The organism is Pontibacter pamirensis, assembly GCF_010015475.1.
Classification (GTDB): Bacteria; Bacteroidota; Bacteroidia; order Cytophagales; family Hymenobacteraceae; genus Pontibacter; species Pontibacter pamirensis.
This window is the reverse complement of sequence record NZ_SSNI01000011.1, coordinates 167,389-185,497: the sequence shown is the minus strand read 5'-3', so window position 1 is coordinate 185,497 and position 18,109 is coordinate 167,389. Positions and strand designations below refer to the sequence as shown.

The 18,109-nt window shown below is 50.8% G+C and carries 14 protein-coding genes; 3 read left to right on the top strand and 11 right to left on the bottom strand.

Going from position 1 to position 18,109, the window contains the following annotated elements:
• Positions 1–293 (bottom strand): helix-turn-helix domain-containing protein (locus tag E1919_RS11455; RefSeq protein WP_162053537.1); only part of this gene is annotated, 293 nt, incomplete at its 3' end.
• A gap of 19 nt (positions 294–312) precedes the next feature.
• Positions 313–555: a hypothetical protein gene (locus E1919_RS11450; RefSeq protein ID WP_162053536.1), complete on the bottom strand. Its 243-nt coding sequence runs from the start codon at positions 553–555 to the stop codon at positions 313–315.
• Between the two features lie 323 nt (positions 556–878).
• Between E1919_RS11450 and E1919_RS11445 the strand changes: the two genes are divergently transcribed.
• Positions 879–1,475 (top strand): hypothetical protein, encoded by a 597-nt coding sequence (locus E1919_RS11445; protein ID WP_237144273.1) that lies wholly within the window; start codon positions 879–881, stop codon positions 1,473–1,475.
• Here the strand turns inward: E1919_RS11445 and E1919_RS11440 are convergent.
• Both E1919_RS11440 and E1919_RS11435 read right to left on the bottom strand, forming a co-directional pair.
• Positions 1,453–2,757, bottom strand: coding sequence for a dicarboxylate/amino acid:cation symporter (locus tag E1919_RS11440; protein ID WP_162053534.1), 1,305 nt, complete (start codon positions 2,755–2,757; stop codon positions 1,453–1,455). The two genes, E1919_RS11445 and E1919_RS11440, sit on opposite strands and share 23 nt — an antisense overlap.
• 285 nt (positions 2,758–3,042) lie before the next feature.
• Positions 3,043–3,501: a peptidylprolyl isomerase gene (locus E1919_RS11435; RefSeq protein WP_162053533.1), complete on the bottom strand. Its 459-nt coding sequence runs from the start codon at positions 3,499–3,501 to the stop codon at positions 3,043–3,045.
• Between the two features lie 155 nt (positions 3,502–3,656).
• On the opposite strand from E1919_RS11435, the gene E1919_RS11430 reads away from it, so the two are divergent.
• Entirely contained in the window at positions 3,657–4,313 is a 657-nt protein-coding gene (locus E1919_RS11430) for a fasciclin domain-containing protein (protein ID WP_162053532.1), read from the top strand.
• Positions 4,314–4,470: 157 nt separating this feature from the next.
• Here the strand turns inward: E1919_RS11430 and E1919_RS11425 are convergent, their stop codons facing one another.
• Both E1919_RS11425 and E1919_RS11420 read right to left on the bottom strand, forming a co-directional pair.
• A complete protein-coding gene (locus E1919_RS11425; RefSeq protein WP_162053531.1) occupies positions 4,471–6,078 on the bottom strand; it encodes a S8 family serine peptidase in 1,608 nt (535 codons plus the stop codon).
• Between the two features lie 283 nt (positions 6,079–6,361).
• Positions 6,362–7,381 (bottom strand): MBL fold metallo-hydrolase, encoded by a 1,020-nt coding sequence (locus E1919_RS11420; protein ID WP_162053530.1) that lies wholly within the window; start codon positions 7,379–7,381, stop codon positions 6,362–6,364.
• A gap of 863 nt (positions 7,382–8,244) precedes the next feature.
• On the opposite strand from E1919_RS11420, the gene E1919_RS11415 reads away from it, so the two are divergent.
• Positions 8,245–13,347, top strand: a complete 5,103-nt coding sequence (locus tag E1919_RS11415; protein ID WP_162053529.1) for an outer membrane protein assembly factor BamB family protein — start codon at positions 8,245–8,247, stop codon at positions 13,345–13,347.
• A 112-nt stretch (positions 13,348–13,459) separates the two neighbouring features.
• Here E1919_RS11415 and E1919_RS11410 read toward each other — a convergent pair whose 3' ends face one another.
• From E1919_RS11410 to thpR, 5 genes are all read right to left on the bottom strand, one after another.
• The gene (locus E1919_RS11410; RefSeq protein ID WP_202915903.1) at positions 13,460–14,134 is read right to left on the bottom strand and encodes a hypothetical protein; all 675 of its coding nucleotides are present in this window, start codon (positions 14,132–14,134) and stop codon (positions 13,460–13,462) included.
• A 93-nt stretch (positions 14,135–14,227) separates the two neighbouring features.
• Positions 14,228–16,078, bottom strand: coding sequence for a M61 family metallopeptidase (locus E1919_RS11405; RefSeq protein WP_162053528.1), 1,851 nt, complete (start codon positions 16,076–16,078; stop codon positions 14,228–14,230).
• A gap of 216 nt (positions 16,079–16,294) precedes the next feature.
• Positions 16,295–16,960, bottom strand: coding sequence for a class I SAM-dependent methyltransferase (locus E1919_RS11400; protein WP_162053527.1), 666 nt, complete (start codon positions 16,958–16,960; stop codon positions 16,295–16,297).
• 36 nt (positions 16,961–16,996) lie between these two features.
• Entirely contained in the window at positions 16,997–17,488 is a 492-nt protein-coding gene (locus E1919_RS11395; RefSeq protein ID WP_162053526.1) for a CinA family protein, read from the bottom strand.
• 56 nt (positions 17,489–17,544) lie between these two features.
• Positions 17,545–18,090 (bottom strand): RNA 2',3'-cyclic phosphodiesterase, encoded by a 546-nt coding sequence (gene thpR, locus E1919_RS11390; RefSeq protein ID WP_162053525.1) that lies wholly within the window; start codon positions 18,088–18,090, stop codon positions 17,545–17,547.
• Positions 18,091–18,109 lie beyond the last annotated feature (19 nt).

The following is an 18,109-nucleotide window of genomic DNA, read 5'->3' as shown; positions in this document are numbered from 1 at the left end:
GCTTTGCGCACCTGCTCCAGGTCACGGGCTGGCTCAAACACCGGTTTACGCCCCCTGCCAGGCTTCGTCTTCAGGCCTGCCATGCCTTCTGCCTGGTAGCGGGTAAGCCAGTTGTTTACTGTTACCGGGTTGACCTTTACTATCTGGGCCACCTGCTCTGATGTGCGGCCCTCGCTCTTCAGAAGCACAAGATGGCAACGCAGACGAAAGGCGTGGCTCTTGCCTGAGCGGTAACCCTGCTCCAACTCCTGGCGATGTGCCGCACTTAACTCTATTGTTCGTATCTTTCCCATAGCTAAGAAAAAACATACTTCAAGCTAAATTTGTCCCATTACTTAACTGATCATAGAACTGATCGATGCCTGCTGCTTGAAGGCGGGCGTTTAAGGCATCTACATTGATGTCGGCAACACCAAAACCAAAGGTGGCTCCAATGCTATGTAAGGCAAGCTTGTTTGGGTTATCAATCTGTATTTCCTGCGTTTGGGCCCGCAAGGGAGAGTGTAAGAAGAAAAGAATAAGGCTGAAGGCACATACTGTAAAATTTGTTTTCATAGGGGTAGTTTTTGTGCTTTTTTACTGTCAGTAGTCTGGCAGCAGATGGAACACCACAACATACTGGCTGAAATATGACATCTTATAGAATGATAAACAATTAATGTTAAAACACTTTCAATGATCTGGCTAAAGCAGAGAAAAGTGGAGCAACCCTGACTCTAAAAATATAGTAGTTTGTAGATATGAGACATGTTTCATTGTGGCCTATTCTAGTGTTGGTGCTGATTCACCTTTTAGGAACCAGATTACGTTTCTTAGGAGGTCTGCCTCGAAGTGTCTGGTTATCAGGGGCAGGAGGCGTATCCGTAGCTTATGTTTTTATGCACTTGTTTCCAGAACTGCAGGAGGGGCAGGAGCATATGGAGGAAAATATACTTTGGGCCGAGGAGTTTTTAAAACACCATGTATACCTGGTAGCACTTATCGGTCTGGCTACTTTTTATGGTCTGGAGCGCTCTGTTGTTTCGGCAAAACGGGAGCAGAAAAAGAAAGACAGTCGCGAAACAGAGGCCCCAAAAGGCGTCTTCTGGGTCCACATCGGCTCCTTTGCACTCTACAACGCCGTAATAGGGTACATCCTGTTTCAGCGGGAAGAGGCTCCTACACAATCGGTTGTGCTGTTCACCATAGCAATGGCCCTACACTTTCTGGTGAACGATTACTCCCTGCAGGAGCACCATAAAAATAAGTACAGAAAATATGGCCAGTGGGTGCTGGTGCTGGCGTTGCTAGTTGGCTGGACGGTAGGTTACTTGCAAGGAGTTTCTGAAACCACCGTAATTATCCTGACAGCTTTTATAGGTGGGGGAGTGATCCTGAATGTGCTGAAGGAAGAGTTGCCTGAAGAGCGGGAAAGCCGCTATTGGGCTTTCTTGCTCGGGGCGGCTTCCTATGCTATACTTTTGCTGTCTCTGTAGGCGGGTGCAACTGGTTTTCTGTGCGGGCTACCATCATCGATACTGTGGCATCGCCAGTCACATTTACTGTGGTGCGGCACATGTCCAGAATACGGTCGGGGGCAAGTATAAGGGCAATGCCTTCAACGGGTATACCCGCCTGCTGCAGCACAATCACGAGCATTACAGTACCGGCACCTGGCACCGCAGCAGCGCCAATAGAGGCCAGCGTCGCGGTCATCACAATTCCGAGCTGCGCCATAATATCCAGTTCAATACCATAAGCCTGCGCAATAAACACAGCTGCTACAGACTGGTAAAGGCTGGTGCCATCCATGTTGATAGTGGCTCCCAGGGGCAGCACGAAACTCGTTATCTCCCTATTTATACCTAAGTTCTTTTCAGCACACTCCATGGTAACAGGCAGCGTGGCCGCGCTCGAGGAGGTGGAGAAAGCCAGCATCTGCGCCGGGAATATACCTTTGAAAAAGTCTTTATACTTTGTTTTACCAACAAACACGGCCAATAGCGGATAAACTGCAAATATCATAATGGCCAGACCCACAATCACTACCAGGCAGTAGTAACCGAGCACCAGTAGCAGTTCTACTGCAGACCCTGGATCATCACCAGCGAACTCTACCACCAAACCGGCCAAAAGAGCAAACACGCCATAAGGGGCTGTTTTCATGATGAGGTCCACGATCTTCAGGATAACAAGATTAACACCCTCAAAAAAATCATTGACTGGTGCGGCTTTATCCGGTGGAATCATAATAAGGGCGATGCCGAACAAGAGCGCAAAGAAGATAACCTGCAACATGGCGCCGTTGTTAGTGAGGGCACCGAAAATATTGTCCGGCACAATGTCTACAAGCGGCTGCAGTGGCCCCTGCTGCTCCACGGCGGCGGCATCAGAGGACTTCTGCGTAGTGGTGGCAGCAAACTCTTGGTTAAACTCTTCCCGCTTTTCAGCTGAAAAGGCTTTGCCAGGCTCTGTAATATTCACCAGCACCAGGCCCAGTACCACTGCCACCACGGTAGTCATCAGGTAAATACCGATTGTTTTGGAGCCGATACGGGAGAGCCTGCTCACATCGCTGAGGCTGGAGACACCTGTAATCAGCGACACCAGTACGAGTGGCACGGCAATTAATTTGAGAAGGTTAATAAAGATGGTTCCGAAGGGCTGAATCCAATCGGTGGTGAAGTCTACAAGGCCAAGCGAGCTGGCAAGCATTCCCCAAATAACACCCAGGGCCATGCCAATCAGGATTTGCCAGTGTAAAGCAAGTTTTTTCATACGTAATTCTGTTCGGAACTGCGCAGGGCAGCACGCTCTTCTTATAAAGTATGATTATGTTTTAAAGGAGCTTATTACTGATAAGACGGCACAGGTAATGCAGAATCATCCCTTTGGGCACAGAACAGCTCTTAGGTAAAGCTACGTAAAATTACTCAGGTAGCGGGTTTAAAGCGGGAAAGATACTGTTACAACTATTATAAGTGCATTGATTATATTTGGACAAAACAAAAGAAGCCGCTCCCGGAGCGGCTTCTTTTGTTTTGTTGATAGCCAGGAAGAGGACTATTCCTCGTTCACAACTATCTTCTCGATTCTGTCATTGGCCTTGATTTGGTCAATTACCTCATCGCCCTCCACTACTTTACCAAACACGGTATGGTTGCGGTCTAAGTGGGCAGTGTTTTTACGGCTGTGCACAATAAAGAACTGTGAGCCACCTGTGTTGCGGCCGGCATGTGCCATGCTCAGCATACCGCGGTCGTGATACTGGTTTTCACCTGTCAGTTCGCAGTCAATTTTATAGCCAGGGCCGCCTGTGCCAGGTACACCTTTCGCGCCTTCGCGTGAATTGGGACAGCCGCCCTGTATCACGAAATCAGGAATAACACGGTGGAATGTAAGCCCATCATAAAAGCCTTTCTTGGCCAGATCTACAAAGTTTTGTACTGTTTTAGGAGCATCTTTCTCAAAGAACTCAACTTTCATCACACCTTTACCAGTATGTATTTCTGCAGTTTTCATGGTTTAGTATTTTATCTGTAAAACAATGTTGATAACAAAAGTACTCATTTTATAGTTTAATAAGGCTAAAGGCTGTCGTTTTACAACGTTCGGCTTTGCTGGCACAAAGCCGGCATACCAGAATTATTTTAAAGCATAATCAGCACATAAACGCTATGAAAAGAAACAGAATATTGACATACAGTTTTTCCTTACTCTTAAGTTGCACCCTTTTAAGCTGTGGCCCGGATGACCACGAACAGAATGAACTACAGGAAGAAAGTACTGAGGCCGATGCCCGTAGAGAGGCATATTCCAGAGGTGTAGAGCCTAGCACGTCCCGGGATGCGGTTTCGCCAGATGGTGATGGGGTAAGCCTGAGCGAAACAGACCCAAATATTGGTGGACATGAAATGATGCCGACGCAGTTGATTACTGAAAATATTACCTCAGGCATTTATCTCACCACATTTGCTTCCATTATACGGCATGCCGGTGTTGTGGAGCAGCTTGCCGGTGCAGGCCCTTATACCGTTTTCGCACCTTCTAATGAAGCTTTTGAGGCGCTTCCTGAAAATGAGTTGGAAAACCTGATGAAGCCTGAAAACATGGCACGCCTGAGAGAGGTTGTAAACAACCATGTAGTAGCCGGCGCCTTAACTGCCAGCGACCTGCAGGATGGAGCCATGTTAAATACGGTGGGAGGCGCTCAGTTGCAGGTAACAAAGCGTAATAACACAGTAGCTATAAATGGCGCCGAGGTGGAAGAGGCCAATATCCTAAGCGAAAATGGTGTGATTCACGTTGTAGGTAAAGTGCTGACGCCTGAATAACAGCATTAAAGTGTTATATCAAAAAAGAGAAAGGCAGGTGATTCAATTCACCTGCCTTTCTCTTTTAGATTTTATATCAGGCCTTGCAACAACTTTTTTATGCAACAACCCGGTCTGCTGACGGTATCGCGTTTCAGTGAAGCTTGCAAGACTTCGATTATTGCAGCGTACCTGCCAGCTTTATCGCTTCGTAGGCATTCACAATGCCTCCTGTGCGGCTAAGTTCCGACATGGCTACTCTTTCGCCAGTGCCAGGGTTGATTACAGGTTCAGTTATCTTTGTTACAGAACTTTCGATAACATCCTTTATCTGTGTGGCTGATAAATGGGGGTAATACGATTTAATAACTGCCGCCAGGCCAGCAACAACTGGTGATGCCATACTTGTGCCGCTGAAAGGAGCATATTGGTTGCCACCCGGAACAGTAGAGTAGATATTGTCTCCTGGTGCAAACACATCGACTATGTCTTTGCCATAGTTAGAAAAAGGTGCAATCAAAGTAAGCTGCGTAGGGCCATTGGCTCCAACCGTAATTACATTTGGAGCTTTCTTGTTTCCTTTGATGGATAGCGGGTTTGGGAAATAAGGTTCTACATCTATGTTTTTGCTCTCGTTTCCTGCAGCCCGAACGATGAGTACGTCATTCTTCTCTGCATACTTGATAGCATCTTCCACCCACTCCCGTTCAGGGGAAAATGACTTTCCGAAACTCATATTAATAATCTTGGCACCATTGTCTACCGCATAGCGAATAGCCAGAGCTATATCCTTATCATGCTCATCGCCATCAGGCACCGCTCTGATCATCATGATCTTTACTGCACTGGCCACACCGTCTACACCTAAACCATTGCCTCTGGCAGCACCTATAATGCCAGCCACATGGGTGCCGTGCGATGGGTCACCGGCCATGATGTTATTGTTGCCATAGTAGCGATCCTTAAAGTTGCTGTAGTCGTCTTCTACCACCATGCCACGATAGTCTGCTGGAGGTGCCTGGGGAGCCTGCAGGTTTGTTTTCAGGCTGTCTGCATACTGCTGGAACAGCACAGGAAGCTCTTTGTTGGTTGCACCCGGCTTCACTCTTTCAAAGACCAACCCATAGATCATCTTTCCCTGCTCTACTCTTGCATCTTCAGCTTTGAGCGAGTCCAGATCCTGTACTGTATAGGTGTCTTTTTGAAGAATACTTGTAAAGAAGGCATCTACACGTGGCAAAATCTCAAGTAGGCTGTACATCATCTCTACCTCCTTGCCGGCTTCTGATACCTCTGTTGCGTGTGCCTTACTTTTCAGCCAAACCTGGTACAGGTTTCGGTCCTTTCTTTTAACTTGTTTTTCGGAAGTTACACCTGCAAACTTGTCTTTGTACTTAAAGTAAATCCGCTCACTCTCGTAGGAGTCTTTTGTTACATTTTTGTCAGGGTTGTCTGCACCTAAGAAATTCCAGCCGTAGATGTCTCCGGCATAGCCGTTTTTATCCGGGTCTAAAGATCCGCCAGCGGCTTCAAGGCGGTTCCGCCACAAAACAGATCGCAAGTCTTCGTGCAGTGTATCAATGCCACTGTCAATAACAGCGACTAAGACAGGTTCTGGCTGTTTATTGTGTAGTAGTTCCTGGTATGCCTTTTCAATGCTGATGCCGTAAACTCCATCGGTCTCTTGGTCCAGCAGGTGCCAGTTTTGCGGTACCGTTTGTACACTCTGTCCAAAAGCAACTCCTGTAGAAAGGACAAATGCAAAGGCTGCTACTATTTTCTTCATGTTATAGTTTATGTGTGGTGTCAAATTTTAATCCTTCCAAAGCTATTACTGTGCCAATTCCAGTTTAGAAGCTTGAATGAAATAGCCATTGGACAAGTAAAGTTAGGAAAGTATCTAATCTAAGTACTTTGAAGTCAAGTTCGACACTAAATTCACAAAACAAAGTTAAAGCGGATAAGGAAAGTGAGAAGCGGAGCCAGCATGAAATTACCCGGTAAAAACTGGTTGCGCACCACCTGTTTTATGTAGGCCCAGAAGCTGAAAAGCCTAAAGGCCCGAACCTTTAAGGCAGTTCCTGTAGCAGTACTGGTTCTCCTATGGCAGGTATTTTCAGCCCCTGCAGCATCCCCCCGGCAGCAATCTGCTGCAGCAGGCGCACGGGTTCTCCTGGTGGCTCATCTGAAAGGTCGAAGGTGCCGTAGTGCATCGGAATGAAGGTGCCGCCGCGCAAGAGGTTGTAAGCCTTTACAGCCTCATGGGGGTTCATGTGGCTTTTAGCCATCAGAAAGGCCGGCTTGTAAGCGCCCACCGGCATCAGGCATACGTCCATGGGCCCAAGCAGATCCTCTATCTCCTCAAAATGTTGCCCCATGGCTGAATCTCCGGCAAAATATAAACAAAGAGTAGGTGTTTTGATAACAAAGCTGCCCCACAGCATCTTGTTCATGTCCAGCAAGCCGCGCCGGTACCAATGGGAGGCAGGCATAAAGTATACCTCTATCTCCCCGGGCACCAAGTCATACTTTTGGTACCAGCCTGCTTCCTGGTAGGGCAGGTGCGGGTTTATACCACGTAGGATGTCTCCGGCCCGTAGCGGTGCCAGCGCCTTTAGCTGTGGGTTGTGCTCGAAAACGGTTTTAATAGATTTTTTGTCGAGGTGGTCGCGGTGCCCGTGTGAGAGGAGCAGGAAATCAATGTTGCGCAGGTGCTCCGGCGGGCAAGGTAGCCCTGCTCTACGCGGCAGCAGTGGCACATCGTATAAAACAGGATCTGTTAAGAAAGAAACGCCTCCCAACCTAATAAAAAAGGTAGCGTGTCCCAGCCACACCACCATGTCTTTTTCAGATTCAACGAATTCAAACCCCTTATGAACTGGCGGTACAAAGTTGTCGCGCTTTTTCTCGAGGCGCTGCGGATTTTTACTCAGCTGCCAGCGCAGTACATCAATGGATGCAGGATAATAAACCTCCTCCCCATTGGCAAAGCGGCCCTTGATTGTTTTGTTGCCCCGGTAGTCCTTCTTAATCGTTTCAAGGCGCTCGTTTCTGATGTGGCGTATGCGGTTGTTGTGCTGCAAGGTCATTCTCTTTTTGTCCTGTTATTATAACAGAGGAACGCCTGCTAAGGTTGGGGAGACAAGGCGAAGCATTTAAAACTGCACTTGCTTATCATAAAAGCATGGTTATTTATTCACCAAAAAACCATTATTTATGATAGGTGGAATTTGGAAATATATCCTGTACGCCAAATATTTACAAGCCAAACCCGTAAAACTGCAGCTGCTTAACCTGCTATATTACCTTTCACGTCAACTCCTTGTACAGCAGTTAGATATTCTCAGATAATTATGAATTTATTTTATAAAATATGTACAAATTAACCAACAAAAAGTTTACATGGTATGTATCTATATGTATAGTACTCTTACTAACGCTGGCATTGGAGGAGTAAAACAGGTCTTTTGTTTCATAAGCAGCCTTTAACTCCTCTTCTGAATGAAGCAAAACCTTATTTCCCAGGCTTTTGCCTGCACCACTCACCCTACACACAGGAGCTTTAAGCTGATTTAAAGCTTAATAGTTTTCCACAGCAGTAGAGCATCTTCAAATTTAACGCTCCTGCTTATTAGCCAGAGAGGCAGGGTGCTAATGCCCTGCTCTCTACAATGGAAACCCCGGTCACAGGTGCACCTCTACCTTAGCGTTCTGCTAACACAGCACCTACCAGTTATAAGTTAGTTAAAATGCGCATGTGGTTTAGAAGCAGAAATCAAATTCTCAAATTGATAAAGCAGGAGAGCTTAATCTTTGACTCATCATAACCTACCACATGGTGTTGTAACAATAGATGAATGGCAACAATATCGGTTTGCCAAGCAGTAACTCTTTCCGCTGCTGTGTATGCTGATGCCTTTTCCTTCACTTCAAACATTATAGTTCTATAACGATGAAAAAAAATATACCTTTCTTGTGGCTGTTTCTGATGGTGAGCATCACTTATAGCTACGGACAAACCCTTCAGCCAAAGATTATTGAAACAGATGGCACCGTAAACACTATTGTGCAGTCTGGAGACACAGTTTACATAGGCGGCGAATTTTCTGAAGTCGGCTTGAAAACAGGAGCCGCCGCCAAACTCACCACCAGTTCTGATGTTCCGGATCGGGATTTCCCGCAGGTAAATGGCACAGTGTATACGGCTGTTTCGGACGGGAGCGGGGGCTGGTACATCGGCGGAAATTTCAGCTACTCATTAGAAGGACAGACCCGTCATCACCTGGCTCACATACTCTCTGACGGAACCATCGACCCCAGTTTTAACCCGGCACCGGACAGGCCTGTGCAGAAACTGATACTCTCTGGTTCCACGCTTTACGCGCTGGGCACTTTCGACCAGATTGGCGGAGAGCCGCGATCTTCGCTGGCGGCGCTGGATGCCTCCACAGGCCAGGCCACCAATTGGAACCCGCAACCCGACGGCACACTGTATGACATGGCGCTTTCCGGCTCCACACTCTACATTGGCGGAAACTTCACTCAAATAGGGGGAATAGAGCAGCGCTTCTTCGCCCCGCTGAGCACCTCTACAGGGAAACCCACCCGAACCCTTGACTTCGGCGGCCCGGTGCACAGCATCGCCACCGACGGCAGCACGCTCTATGCAGGGGGGGATTTCACCCAGATAGGTTATTTGATAGGAGCCGCCGCCAAACTCACTACCAGCTCTGATGTTCCGGACCGGGACTTCCCGCAGGTATCAGGCACAGTGTATACAGCTGTTGCGGATGGGAATGGGGGCTGGTACATTGGCGGCTCATTCAGCTACCAGGTTGATGGGCAGTTTCGTAGGTTCCTGGCTCATGTGCTCTCTGACGGTACCATTGACGCCAGTTTTAACCCGGCACCGGACAGACCTGTGCAGAAGCTGCTGCTTTCCGGCTCCACCCTCTATGCGGCGGGCGAGTTTACCCAGATTGGCGGGGAGCCCCGGCCTTACCTGGCGGCGCTGGACGCCTCCACAGGCCAGGCCACCAGCTGGAACCCGCAGCCTAACGGGATAGTGCAGGATATAGACCTGGCGGGTACGACGCTTTATGTGGGCGGCGAGTTCACTCAAATAGGGGGAATAGAGCAGCGCTACTTCGCCCCGCTGAGCACCTCCACAGGGGAGGCCACCCGTACCCTTGACTTCAGTAGCCCGGTGCGCAGCATCGCCACCGACGGCAGCACGCTCTATGCAGGGGGAGATTTCACCCAGGTAGGCTACTTTACAGGAGCCGCTGCCAAACTCACCACCAGCTCAGATGTTCCGGATCGGGACTTTCTGCAGGTAACAAACACAATGTCTAATTTCCGGGAGGTAACAGGCACAGTGCATACGGCCGTTGCGGACGGGAGCGGGGGGTGGTACATTGGCGGCTCATTCAGCTACAGGTTAGATGGGCAAGTCCGTTATCACCTGGCTCATGTGCTCTCCGACGGCAGCCTCGATACAAGCTTTGACCCTAACCTCAGTCCCTTTCTGAACCCCGACCCCAATCCAGGTCCTGAAACGGACCTGGATCCTAACAGCATAGTGTACAAGTTGGCCCTCTCAGGCTCCACGCTCTACGTGGGTGGCCGCTTCATGCAAATCAGGGACCAGGCCCGGCAAAACCTGGCGGCGCTGGATGCCTCCACGGGCGAGCCCACCAATTGGAACCCGCAGCCAAACAGTGTCGTGCATGACATGGCCCTGTCTGGGTCAACGCTCTATCTTGGGGGTGAATTCACACAGGTCGGAGGAGAAGAACGGAAGTATCTGGGGGCGGTGAGCGCCTCCACGGGCCAGGCAACCGACTGGGCTCCTGCCCCTGACGGAGAGATTTATACCCTGGCACTGGGCGCCGGAGTAGTATATACCGGGGGCTCCTTCCACTTTATTGGGGATGAACGTATACGCTATCTTGCGGCTTTAAGCCTGTCTACCGGTCAGCCCACCAGCTTTGAGCCTTCGCCTAACAGCGAAGTGTATAAAGTGATACTCTCCGGCTCCACCCTCTATGCGGCGGGCAAGTTTAGCCGGATAGGCGGAGAGCCCCGGCCTTACCTGGCGGCGCTGGACGTTTCCACGGGACAGGCCACCGGTTGGAACCCGCAGCCTAACGGTATAGTGCAGGATATAGACCTTTCCGGCTCGACGCTCTACCTTGGGGGCGAGTTCACCCAAATAGGGGGAGCCGGGCGGTTGCATCTGGGGGCGGTGAGCACCTCCACGGGCCAGGCAACCGACTGGGCTCCCGCCCCTGACAGACCAGTGCAGGTGGTTGCCGTGAACGGCGATGATGAAGTGCTGGTCGGCGGCAACTTTGATTTTCTGAAGGACCGACAGCGACAGCGGCTGGTGGCCTTGGACCTGTCTTCCGGGGAGGTCACCGGATTCAACCCGCAGCCCGACGAAGCGGTGCAAGAGCTGCTTCTTTCCGGCTCCACCCTCTACGCGGCGGGCAGGTTCACCCGGATAGGGGGAGAAGAGCGGATGCATCTGGCGGCTTTGGATGCCTCCACAGGTCAGGCCACTGCTTGGAGCCCGCAGCCTAACGGAACAGTGAATAGCATGGCCCTGTCCGGCTCTACGCTCTATGTGGGCGGCGAGTTCACCGAAGTCGGGGGAGAAGAGCAGCCTTACCTTGCGGCGCTGGATGTCTCCACAGGCCAGACCAACGACTGGGTTCCCGCCCCTGACGGACCGGTGCACGCGGTGGTTGTGAGCGGGGAAGAAGTGCTGGTCGGCGGCAACTTCGATTTTCTGAAGGACCGGCAGCGGCAGCGGCTGGTGGCCTTGGACCTGTCTTCCGGTGAGGTCACGGAATTCAACCCGCAGCCCAACGAATGGGTGCAAGAACTGCTTCTTTCCGGCTCCACCCTCTACGCGGCGGGCAGGTTCACCCGGATAGGGGGAGAAGAGCGGATGCATCTGGCGGCGTTGGATGCCTCTACGGGTCAGGCCACTTGGGACCCACAGGCCAATGGTACGGTGCATAGCATGACCATGGCCGGCTCTACGCTCTACGTTGGCGGTGAGTTCACTCAGATAGGGGGAGAAGAGCAGCCTTACCTTGCGGCGCTGGATGCCTCCACAGGCCAGGTCACCGGCTGGGCGCCTAAACCGAACGGACCGGTGCACGCGGTGGTTGTAGACAGCGACGAAGTGCTTGTCGGCGGCAGGTTTGACTTTTTACAGGTTCGGGAACATCGCAACCTTGCAGCCTTCAAAGCCAGTACAGGAGAAGTACTGCCCTGGAACCCACAAATAAGCGGTCGTGTGGAGGTTTTGGTTGTCAGCGGATCGATCCTCTATGTGGGAGGAGGCTTTATCCAGCTTAATGGCGAGCGACGCGGGGCTGTCGGTGCTGTAAACCGGTTTACAGGGGAAAATACCTCCTGGGCTCCCCGCTTGATAAATAATAGTGTTGTTTATGCTCTGGCAGTAGATGCCTCTACTGTTTATATCGGCGGCTGGGTTTCTCACCCCTGGCGGGAGAAGTACCTTGCTGCTCTTGAGCGAAACTCTGGCGCAGTTACCTGGAGGCTTACACCCAACAATGCCGTACATGCGCTTGCTGTGAGTGAAACGACGGTATATGCCGGTGGTGCTTTCACGGAGATTGACGGGCAGGAGCGCAGTCATATTGCAGCCCTTGATAAGTCTAACGGAGAACTTACTTCCTGGGACCCCTCCGCCGACAGCACGGTGCATTCGCTGGCCATTGACGAGTCACTTATCTATGCTGGTGGGTCCTTTTCTCAGATTGGCGGGCAGCCGCGTAGCCATATTGCCTCCCTGCACATGGCCAATGGGCAGGCGACTGATTGGAATCCGGAACTGAACAACACGGTACTGACCCTTACCAGGGAGCAGGGGTATGTTTTTGCAGGAGGTCAGTTTACAAGAGCGGGAGAGCGGGAGGCCAACTACTTTGCCATGCTGGATGCTGCTACCGGGGAGCCTCTGGGGACAAATCCGCAATTCAACGATGTTGTGCATGCCCTGCATTATAACCCAGCTTCCAACACCCTCTACGCTGGTGGTCAGTTTACCATGGTAGGTGAAATGCCCAGGTCCAGCTTTGCCTCTTTTGACGTAACGCTGGCAAACGAAGTCAAGGACCAGACCATCACCTTTAACGCCATCGGGAATAAAACACTGGCAGACGACCCGATTACGCTGGAGGCTACAGCCTCCTCTGGTTTGCCTGTTACTTTCAGTGTGCTGTCAGGGCCTGCTACCCTTTCAGAGGACCAACTCACCTTTACTAGTACTGGCACTGTTACTGTCAGAGCCTCTCAGTCTGGCAATGAGAACTATAGTCCCGCTCCTGATGTGGACCAAAGCTTTGAAGTAGCCAAGGCGAGTCAAACGATTAGTTTCGCCCATATTCCTGACAAAACGTTAGCAGACTCACCTTTGGAACTGGACGCTACCGCCTCTTCAGGCCTTCCGGTGAGCTTTGAGGTTGTCTCTGGTCCTGCCACTGTCTCGGGTAGCACGGTTACGCTGACAGGTACCGGCACAGTGACAGTTAGAGCCTTCCAGAGTGGCAATGAGAACTACAGTGCCGCTGAGGAAGAACAAAGCTTTGAGGTGACAGGTGGACCGTTTGTCGGAGACTGGCTGTGGGATTACCTGCGGGATTACCTATGGAAGTATCTTTGGAAAAAGCGTGGGTGGAGTGATTTGGCAGCTGAAAGCACAGGCATGACTACTTATGTTTTAAATTCTGAGGAAGCTTTCGGGGAAGCGTTTGCAGATCCGCTGCAGGTTTACCCTAACCCATTCTCCAGTAATCTGACAGTTGAGTTCACACTTGATCAGGCCGAGGAGAAGGTAGTGGTGGAGGTTTTCACCCTGCATGGCAAGCTGCTGGAGACACTGCACAATGGCAAGGCAGAGGCCGGAGTCAATTATGCTTATACGTTCAACGGAGAGAGGTATAGTACGGGCGTATACTTATGCCGCATGACTTTCAAAGGTAAGTCCATAACTAAGCGTGTAGTGCTGTCAAAGTAACCAGTGAGTATAGGGCAAAGTATGGCAGGGTAAGAAACATGCACCCGCATCAATTAAAAAGCGCTTCTCCGGTAAACGGAGAAGCGCTTTCTGCTGTGTTAACAAATTTCAGTTAATACCCAAATCCGGTCCGGTTGTAAGGGCCGAAGCCTGGGTCATAGAACGGGCTGCCAAAAGGAGAACCGCCTTCTCTGTAGCGAAGGCCGCCTGATACAGAGAAATTCTCAGTGATTTTATACGTTGCCTGAAAGTCAGCGCCCATGCGGCCGGGGCTATACAGGCCATAATTTAGGTTCTGCGCCGGCAGGTTAGAAAAATCTTTCCAGATGTTGCCGCTCAGAACAAGCCTGTCGCTGGCAAGGTAATCTACGCCTACGCTGGCTATATAATGGCTGCCGCCGTTGTTGCGGTACATCACAGTAGTTCCTTCCGGTGTAAAAGCAGGTGTATTGTAAGATGATACGTTCATGTACGTCATGCTGGCATTTACCCGGAAGCGGTTATTTAGGTGGTAGCGTACAGAGGGCGTAACGAACTGGGCATTGCCGAGGCCGCTGCTAAAGCTGGCGCCTGTCGAGAGGCTATAGCTCAATCGCGGGCCTGTCCAGGCTGGCTTCTCATCAGCGGTTGCGTCTGCCATTGGAGCAGTAGATGCTTCTCTAATAGCAGGGGCGGCTGAAACATCAGGTGTTGGTGCAGCGTCTAAGCTTGGCTTCACGTCCTGTGCCATTGCCTGGCCGGTCAAGAGCAGGCCTGCCGCCAATATAGTTTTAAATATGTTTTTCACGTGGAATGGCTGTGGTGTATCTTTATATACTAAGTTACGGGGAAAGTAGTTCAAATCAAAACCTACCTGCCTAAGCACACAACGACTTTGAATTTAGTTTGTTGTGGCGCTGCCATTTGCCTTAGAACCCAACCAGGCCTGGCGGAATTGCTGTATCTCCGGTGTCAGCTGTTTGCCTATAGCCTCATAAGGAACTACCTCCAGCGTGGGCACCTCGTCGAGTACCAGCGTGGTGCTGCGGGTTTGCCCCAGGCGACTGAACGTTACCGGTATAGTATCGCCGGGCTTGTGCTGGCTCAGTACTTTCTGCAGGTCTTTTTCCCGCTTTATTTTCTGGCCATCCAGCGTAAGGATGACATCCGTTCGATCCAAGCCGGCTTTGTAAGCACCAGAATTCACAAAAGTGCCCGACATAAGTTCAGCGCCTGCCTCGCTGTATTTCAAAGGCTCCATGGCTATCATTGCCTCACCGGGCTTTGCTTTGCGCAGCTCAAAGCCAGCTTTAGCTAAAAGTGGCGTGAAATCCGGCAGTTGGCTACCCTGTACGCTGTTGCGGAAAAACTGCCCTGCCCAGGCCCTGTCGCCGGAGACCTCTGCCAGCGTCTCTTCCAGATCAGTTAAGGTATAAGGCTTCTCCGGTTGTCCGTATTTGCGCCAGAGCGCCTGCAAGTAATCGTCCAGGGTTTTGTTGTATTTCTGGCGCAGCATCAAATCCAGGGCCAGCCCCGCCATGCTGCCATAGGTGTAGTAGGAAATGAAGGTGTTGTGGCGGTTCACAGGGTCTACAGAGCGGGCGGCATCTACAAAAGGTGCCTGCATGCTCATCTCTACCAAGCTATGATACTGGCGGCCCGGGGACAGCAGCACATAATTCAGGTCTCCGGCCAAGTCAGCAGCATACTTCTTAATGTCGAAAATGCCGCTGCGTGCCATGGTCAGGTCGCCGTAATAACTTGTGAAGCCCTCTGCCAGCCAGAGTGCCTCTGACATGTTCGCCTCTTGAAAGTTGAAGGGTTCCAGGCTATTTGGGCGGATGCGCTCCACGTTCCAGGCGTGGAATTTTTCATGGGATACTGTGTTTAATAAAGCATTCGTAGCAGCGCCTAAAGGGCGGGAACTGGTTAAGATAGTGGAGTTGCGGTGCTCCATACCATCACCGACAGCCTGCGGCATATAGCAGCCTATAAAGGTGTAGCGGTCGAAATCATAATCCGGCAGCTGTCCGAATACTGCGCGCTGTTCTGCTACAATTTTCTTCGTCTTCGCCACATACTCCTGGAACTGCGCTGGTGTGCCGGGGTGGTGCAGGGCTACCTGTATCGTTTTGGTTTTATCGTTCTCCTGCACTGTCCACTCCGCGAAATTAAAGTCACTAAGCTCCGTCGGGCTGTCCATCAGGTACTGAAAATCCGGAGCGAAATAAGTATTTCCCTGCTGCTGTTTCAACTGCGTCGCTACTTTCCAGTTTTTCCCATGCGGAATAGCAAAAGTGACATAGGCAGGTGATGTCTTGAAAGTTTCGGCATACATCAAGGTAGCGGGCATGTTCAGGTGCGCGTGCGTTTCGTCCACGCCGGCATAAGTGCCATCAGCGTGATCCGCAAACAACGTGTAGTTCACCGTGACAGTGCCATTATGTCCCAGTACGTCCCATTCATTTGTGCGAGGGCGGAAAATCTGCAGGGGCTTGCCCTCTGCATCGGTTGCACGCACGTTGTACACGTTCTTGGCAAACTCATGAATGGCATAGCGCCCCGGCGAGGTGCGCGGCATCAGCACTTTCAGCGTGTCTGATTTTATATCGGAGAAGGTGATCTGGATCTCTGCCTCGTGGTGTACTGCGTTGGGAAAAGAAAGTCTGTAGTCTACTTTTTGCTGCGCCAGCACCGGCTGTACCATCAGCCCAAGAGCAAGGCCCAGCAAGGAGTATAGTTTATGTTTCATTTATCCTGATTCAAAAAATAATTTTCAAGATATAAATATAGTGGTTGTGCCGGTGAGGTGCAATTATGACCTCTCCCCATCCCTCTCCTAAAAACAGGAGAGGGAGCCTGCTATTAGGCTAGCAACGTTCGCGTGCAATAGCTATTGATATTGTGGAGGTTGTCAGAACTCCTAAATTTGATAACCAAATATAAGATATAACTCCCTCTCCTGTTTTTAGGAGAGGGCCGGGGAGAGGTAAAACACCTTCGCCTGAACCATCCCCTCATAAAAACTTCGACTAAACTCTTCCTTAAAACCTAAGCTGTTGAAATGAGCCGTATAATCCGGAAGCTGCTTTGCTTTTACACCACTCACGAATCCAAAGAAAGAGTACATGCTCCAAACCAGAAGCCGCTGCCGCAGGGGTGGGGGCTGCTGCATGGGCCAGAAATCGGCGAAGAGCCAGCGGCCGTGGGGAGTAAGCGCAGCTGCCAGGGTTTGCATAAGCTGCTGTAGGCGTAGAGGGGGGAAGAGGTCGAGCAGGAAAGGAGTGATGACCGCCTCAAACTGCTCATGGGGCTGCAGCGCCTGTTCAGTACCCAGCCTGAAGGAAACCATGCATTGATGTGGCTGCCGGAAACGTTCAAATCTATGCCGGGCCCGCTGCAGCATGGCAGGAGCAGCATCTAAGTAAAGAATATCCAGTTGTTTGCCAGCGAGTAAAAGTTGTTCTAGTATCCAGCCGCTGCCACCGCCAATCACCAGCACACGTCCCTGTTGCGGCAGGTGGGGAAGCAAGCTTAGCTGCGCCTGTTCCAGCGCATCGCCATATACCAGGCGCGCCAGGCGATCATAGAAGGAAGCTACACGGTGAAAGCCGCTGTCGGGGAGGTTTGGCAATGCTGATAGCAGAAAGTCAGGCTGCTAAGATAAGCATCAGCGGTTGTAATGCTCGTCCACTACACCACGCAGTTTCTCAAAAATATAATCAACCAGTTGCTTTCGGATGCTATTGGTATCCCCTTCAAACACCTCGCGGAATTCCTCTGCCTTGCCGTCATACAGGAAAGAAACGAACATGGTGCCTACGGGCTTCTCGGCAGTTTCGGAGCCGCCCTCACCTGCAAGACCAGTAGTGGCGATGCTAATGTCAGCATCCAAGTGCTTTTTTAGCCCCATTACCATCTCGTTTGTCACCTGCTGCGATTCAGCGCTATACAGCTTCAATGTGCTTTTGCTTACGCCCAGCAGCTTCTGCTTTACCTTAGGCTGATAGACCACAAGGCTGCCTAACAACACATCGCTGCTGCCTGTGGCTTTTACAAATTCAGAGGCAAGCAATCCTGCTGTACAACTCTCTGCAAAGGCTACTTTCAGGCCTCTGTCTTTTAAATCCAACACCAACTTTGTCAGGTCATCTTGCTTCATAGGAATTTTTTGTTTTGGCACAGGCTTATACATACTGCAAATAGCAGCGGCAGGTTTTACCCCAGCGGATAAGTCTCCAGCACAGAATAGACAGGATGAGGCGATGCCAGTTCCGATTGCCACAAAGCAATATCTGAAACGTGCAGTTGCAGTGGTTCCTTTGCCGTGATAGTGAAGAGATTTTCCGGTACAGGCTTGTCTTTGCGAAAGCGGGCCAGGGTAACATGCGGAATTGCCTTCTGCTTTTTGGGCGGCTCGTCTGCCAGGGCCTGTGTCAGGTCGTGGCTTAGCGCCTCAAAAGCAGGGTGTGCGGCAAAGCGGGCCCATATCAGCCGGGGATGCCTGGGTTTCGGGCCGGGTTCTGTACACTCAAAATCAAGCGTAAAAGGCTGATGCCGCTGTGCCACCTCACGTATTGCCTGTTGTATCGTTAAAAGCTGCTGCACGGGCACATTACCGAGGAAAAAGAGGGTCAGGTGCAGGTTCTGTGAAGGCACGGGCCGGATAGACGGATGGTCATACACTTGCAGTTGTTCCTGCAGTTCCTGTTTTAATGCTTCGGGTAAAACAGCTGCTACAAACAACCTGATGCTGTCTTTCATAGTTTTAGGATATAAGCGT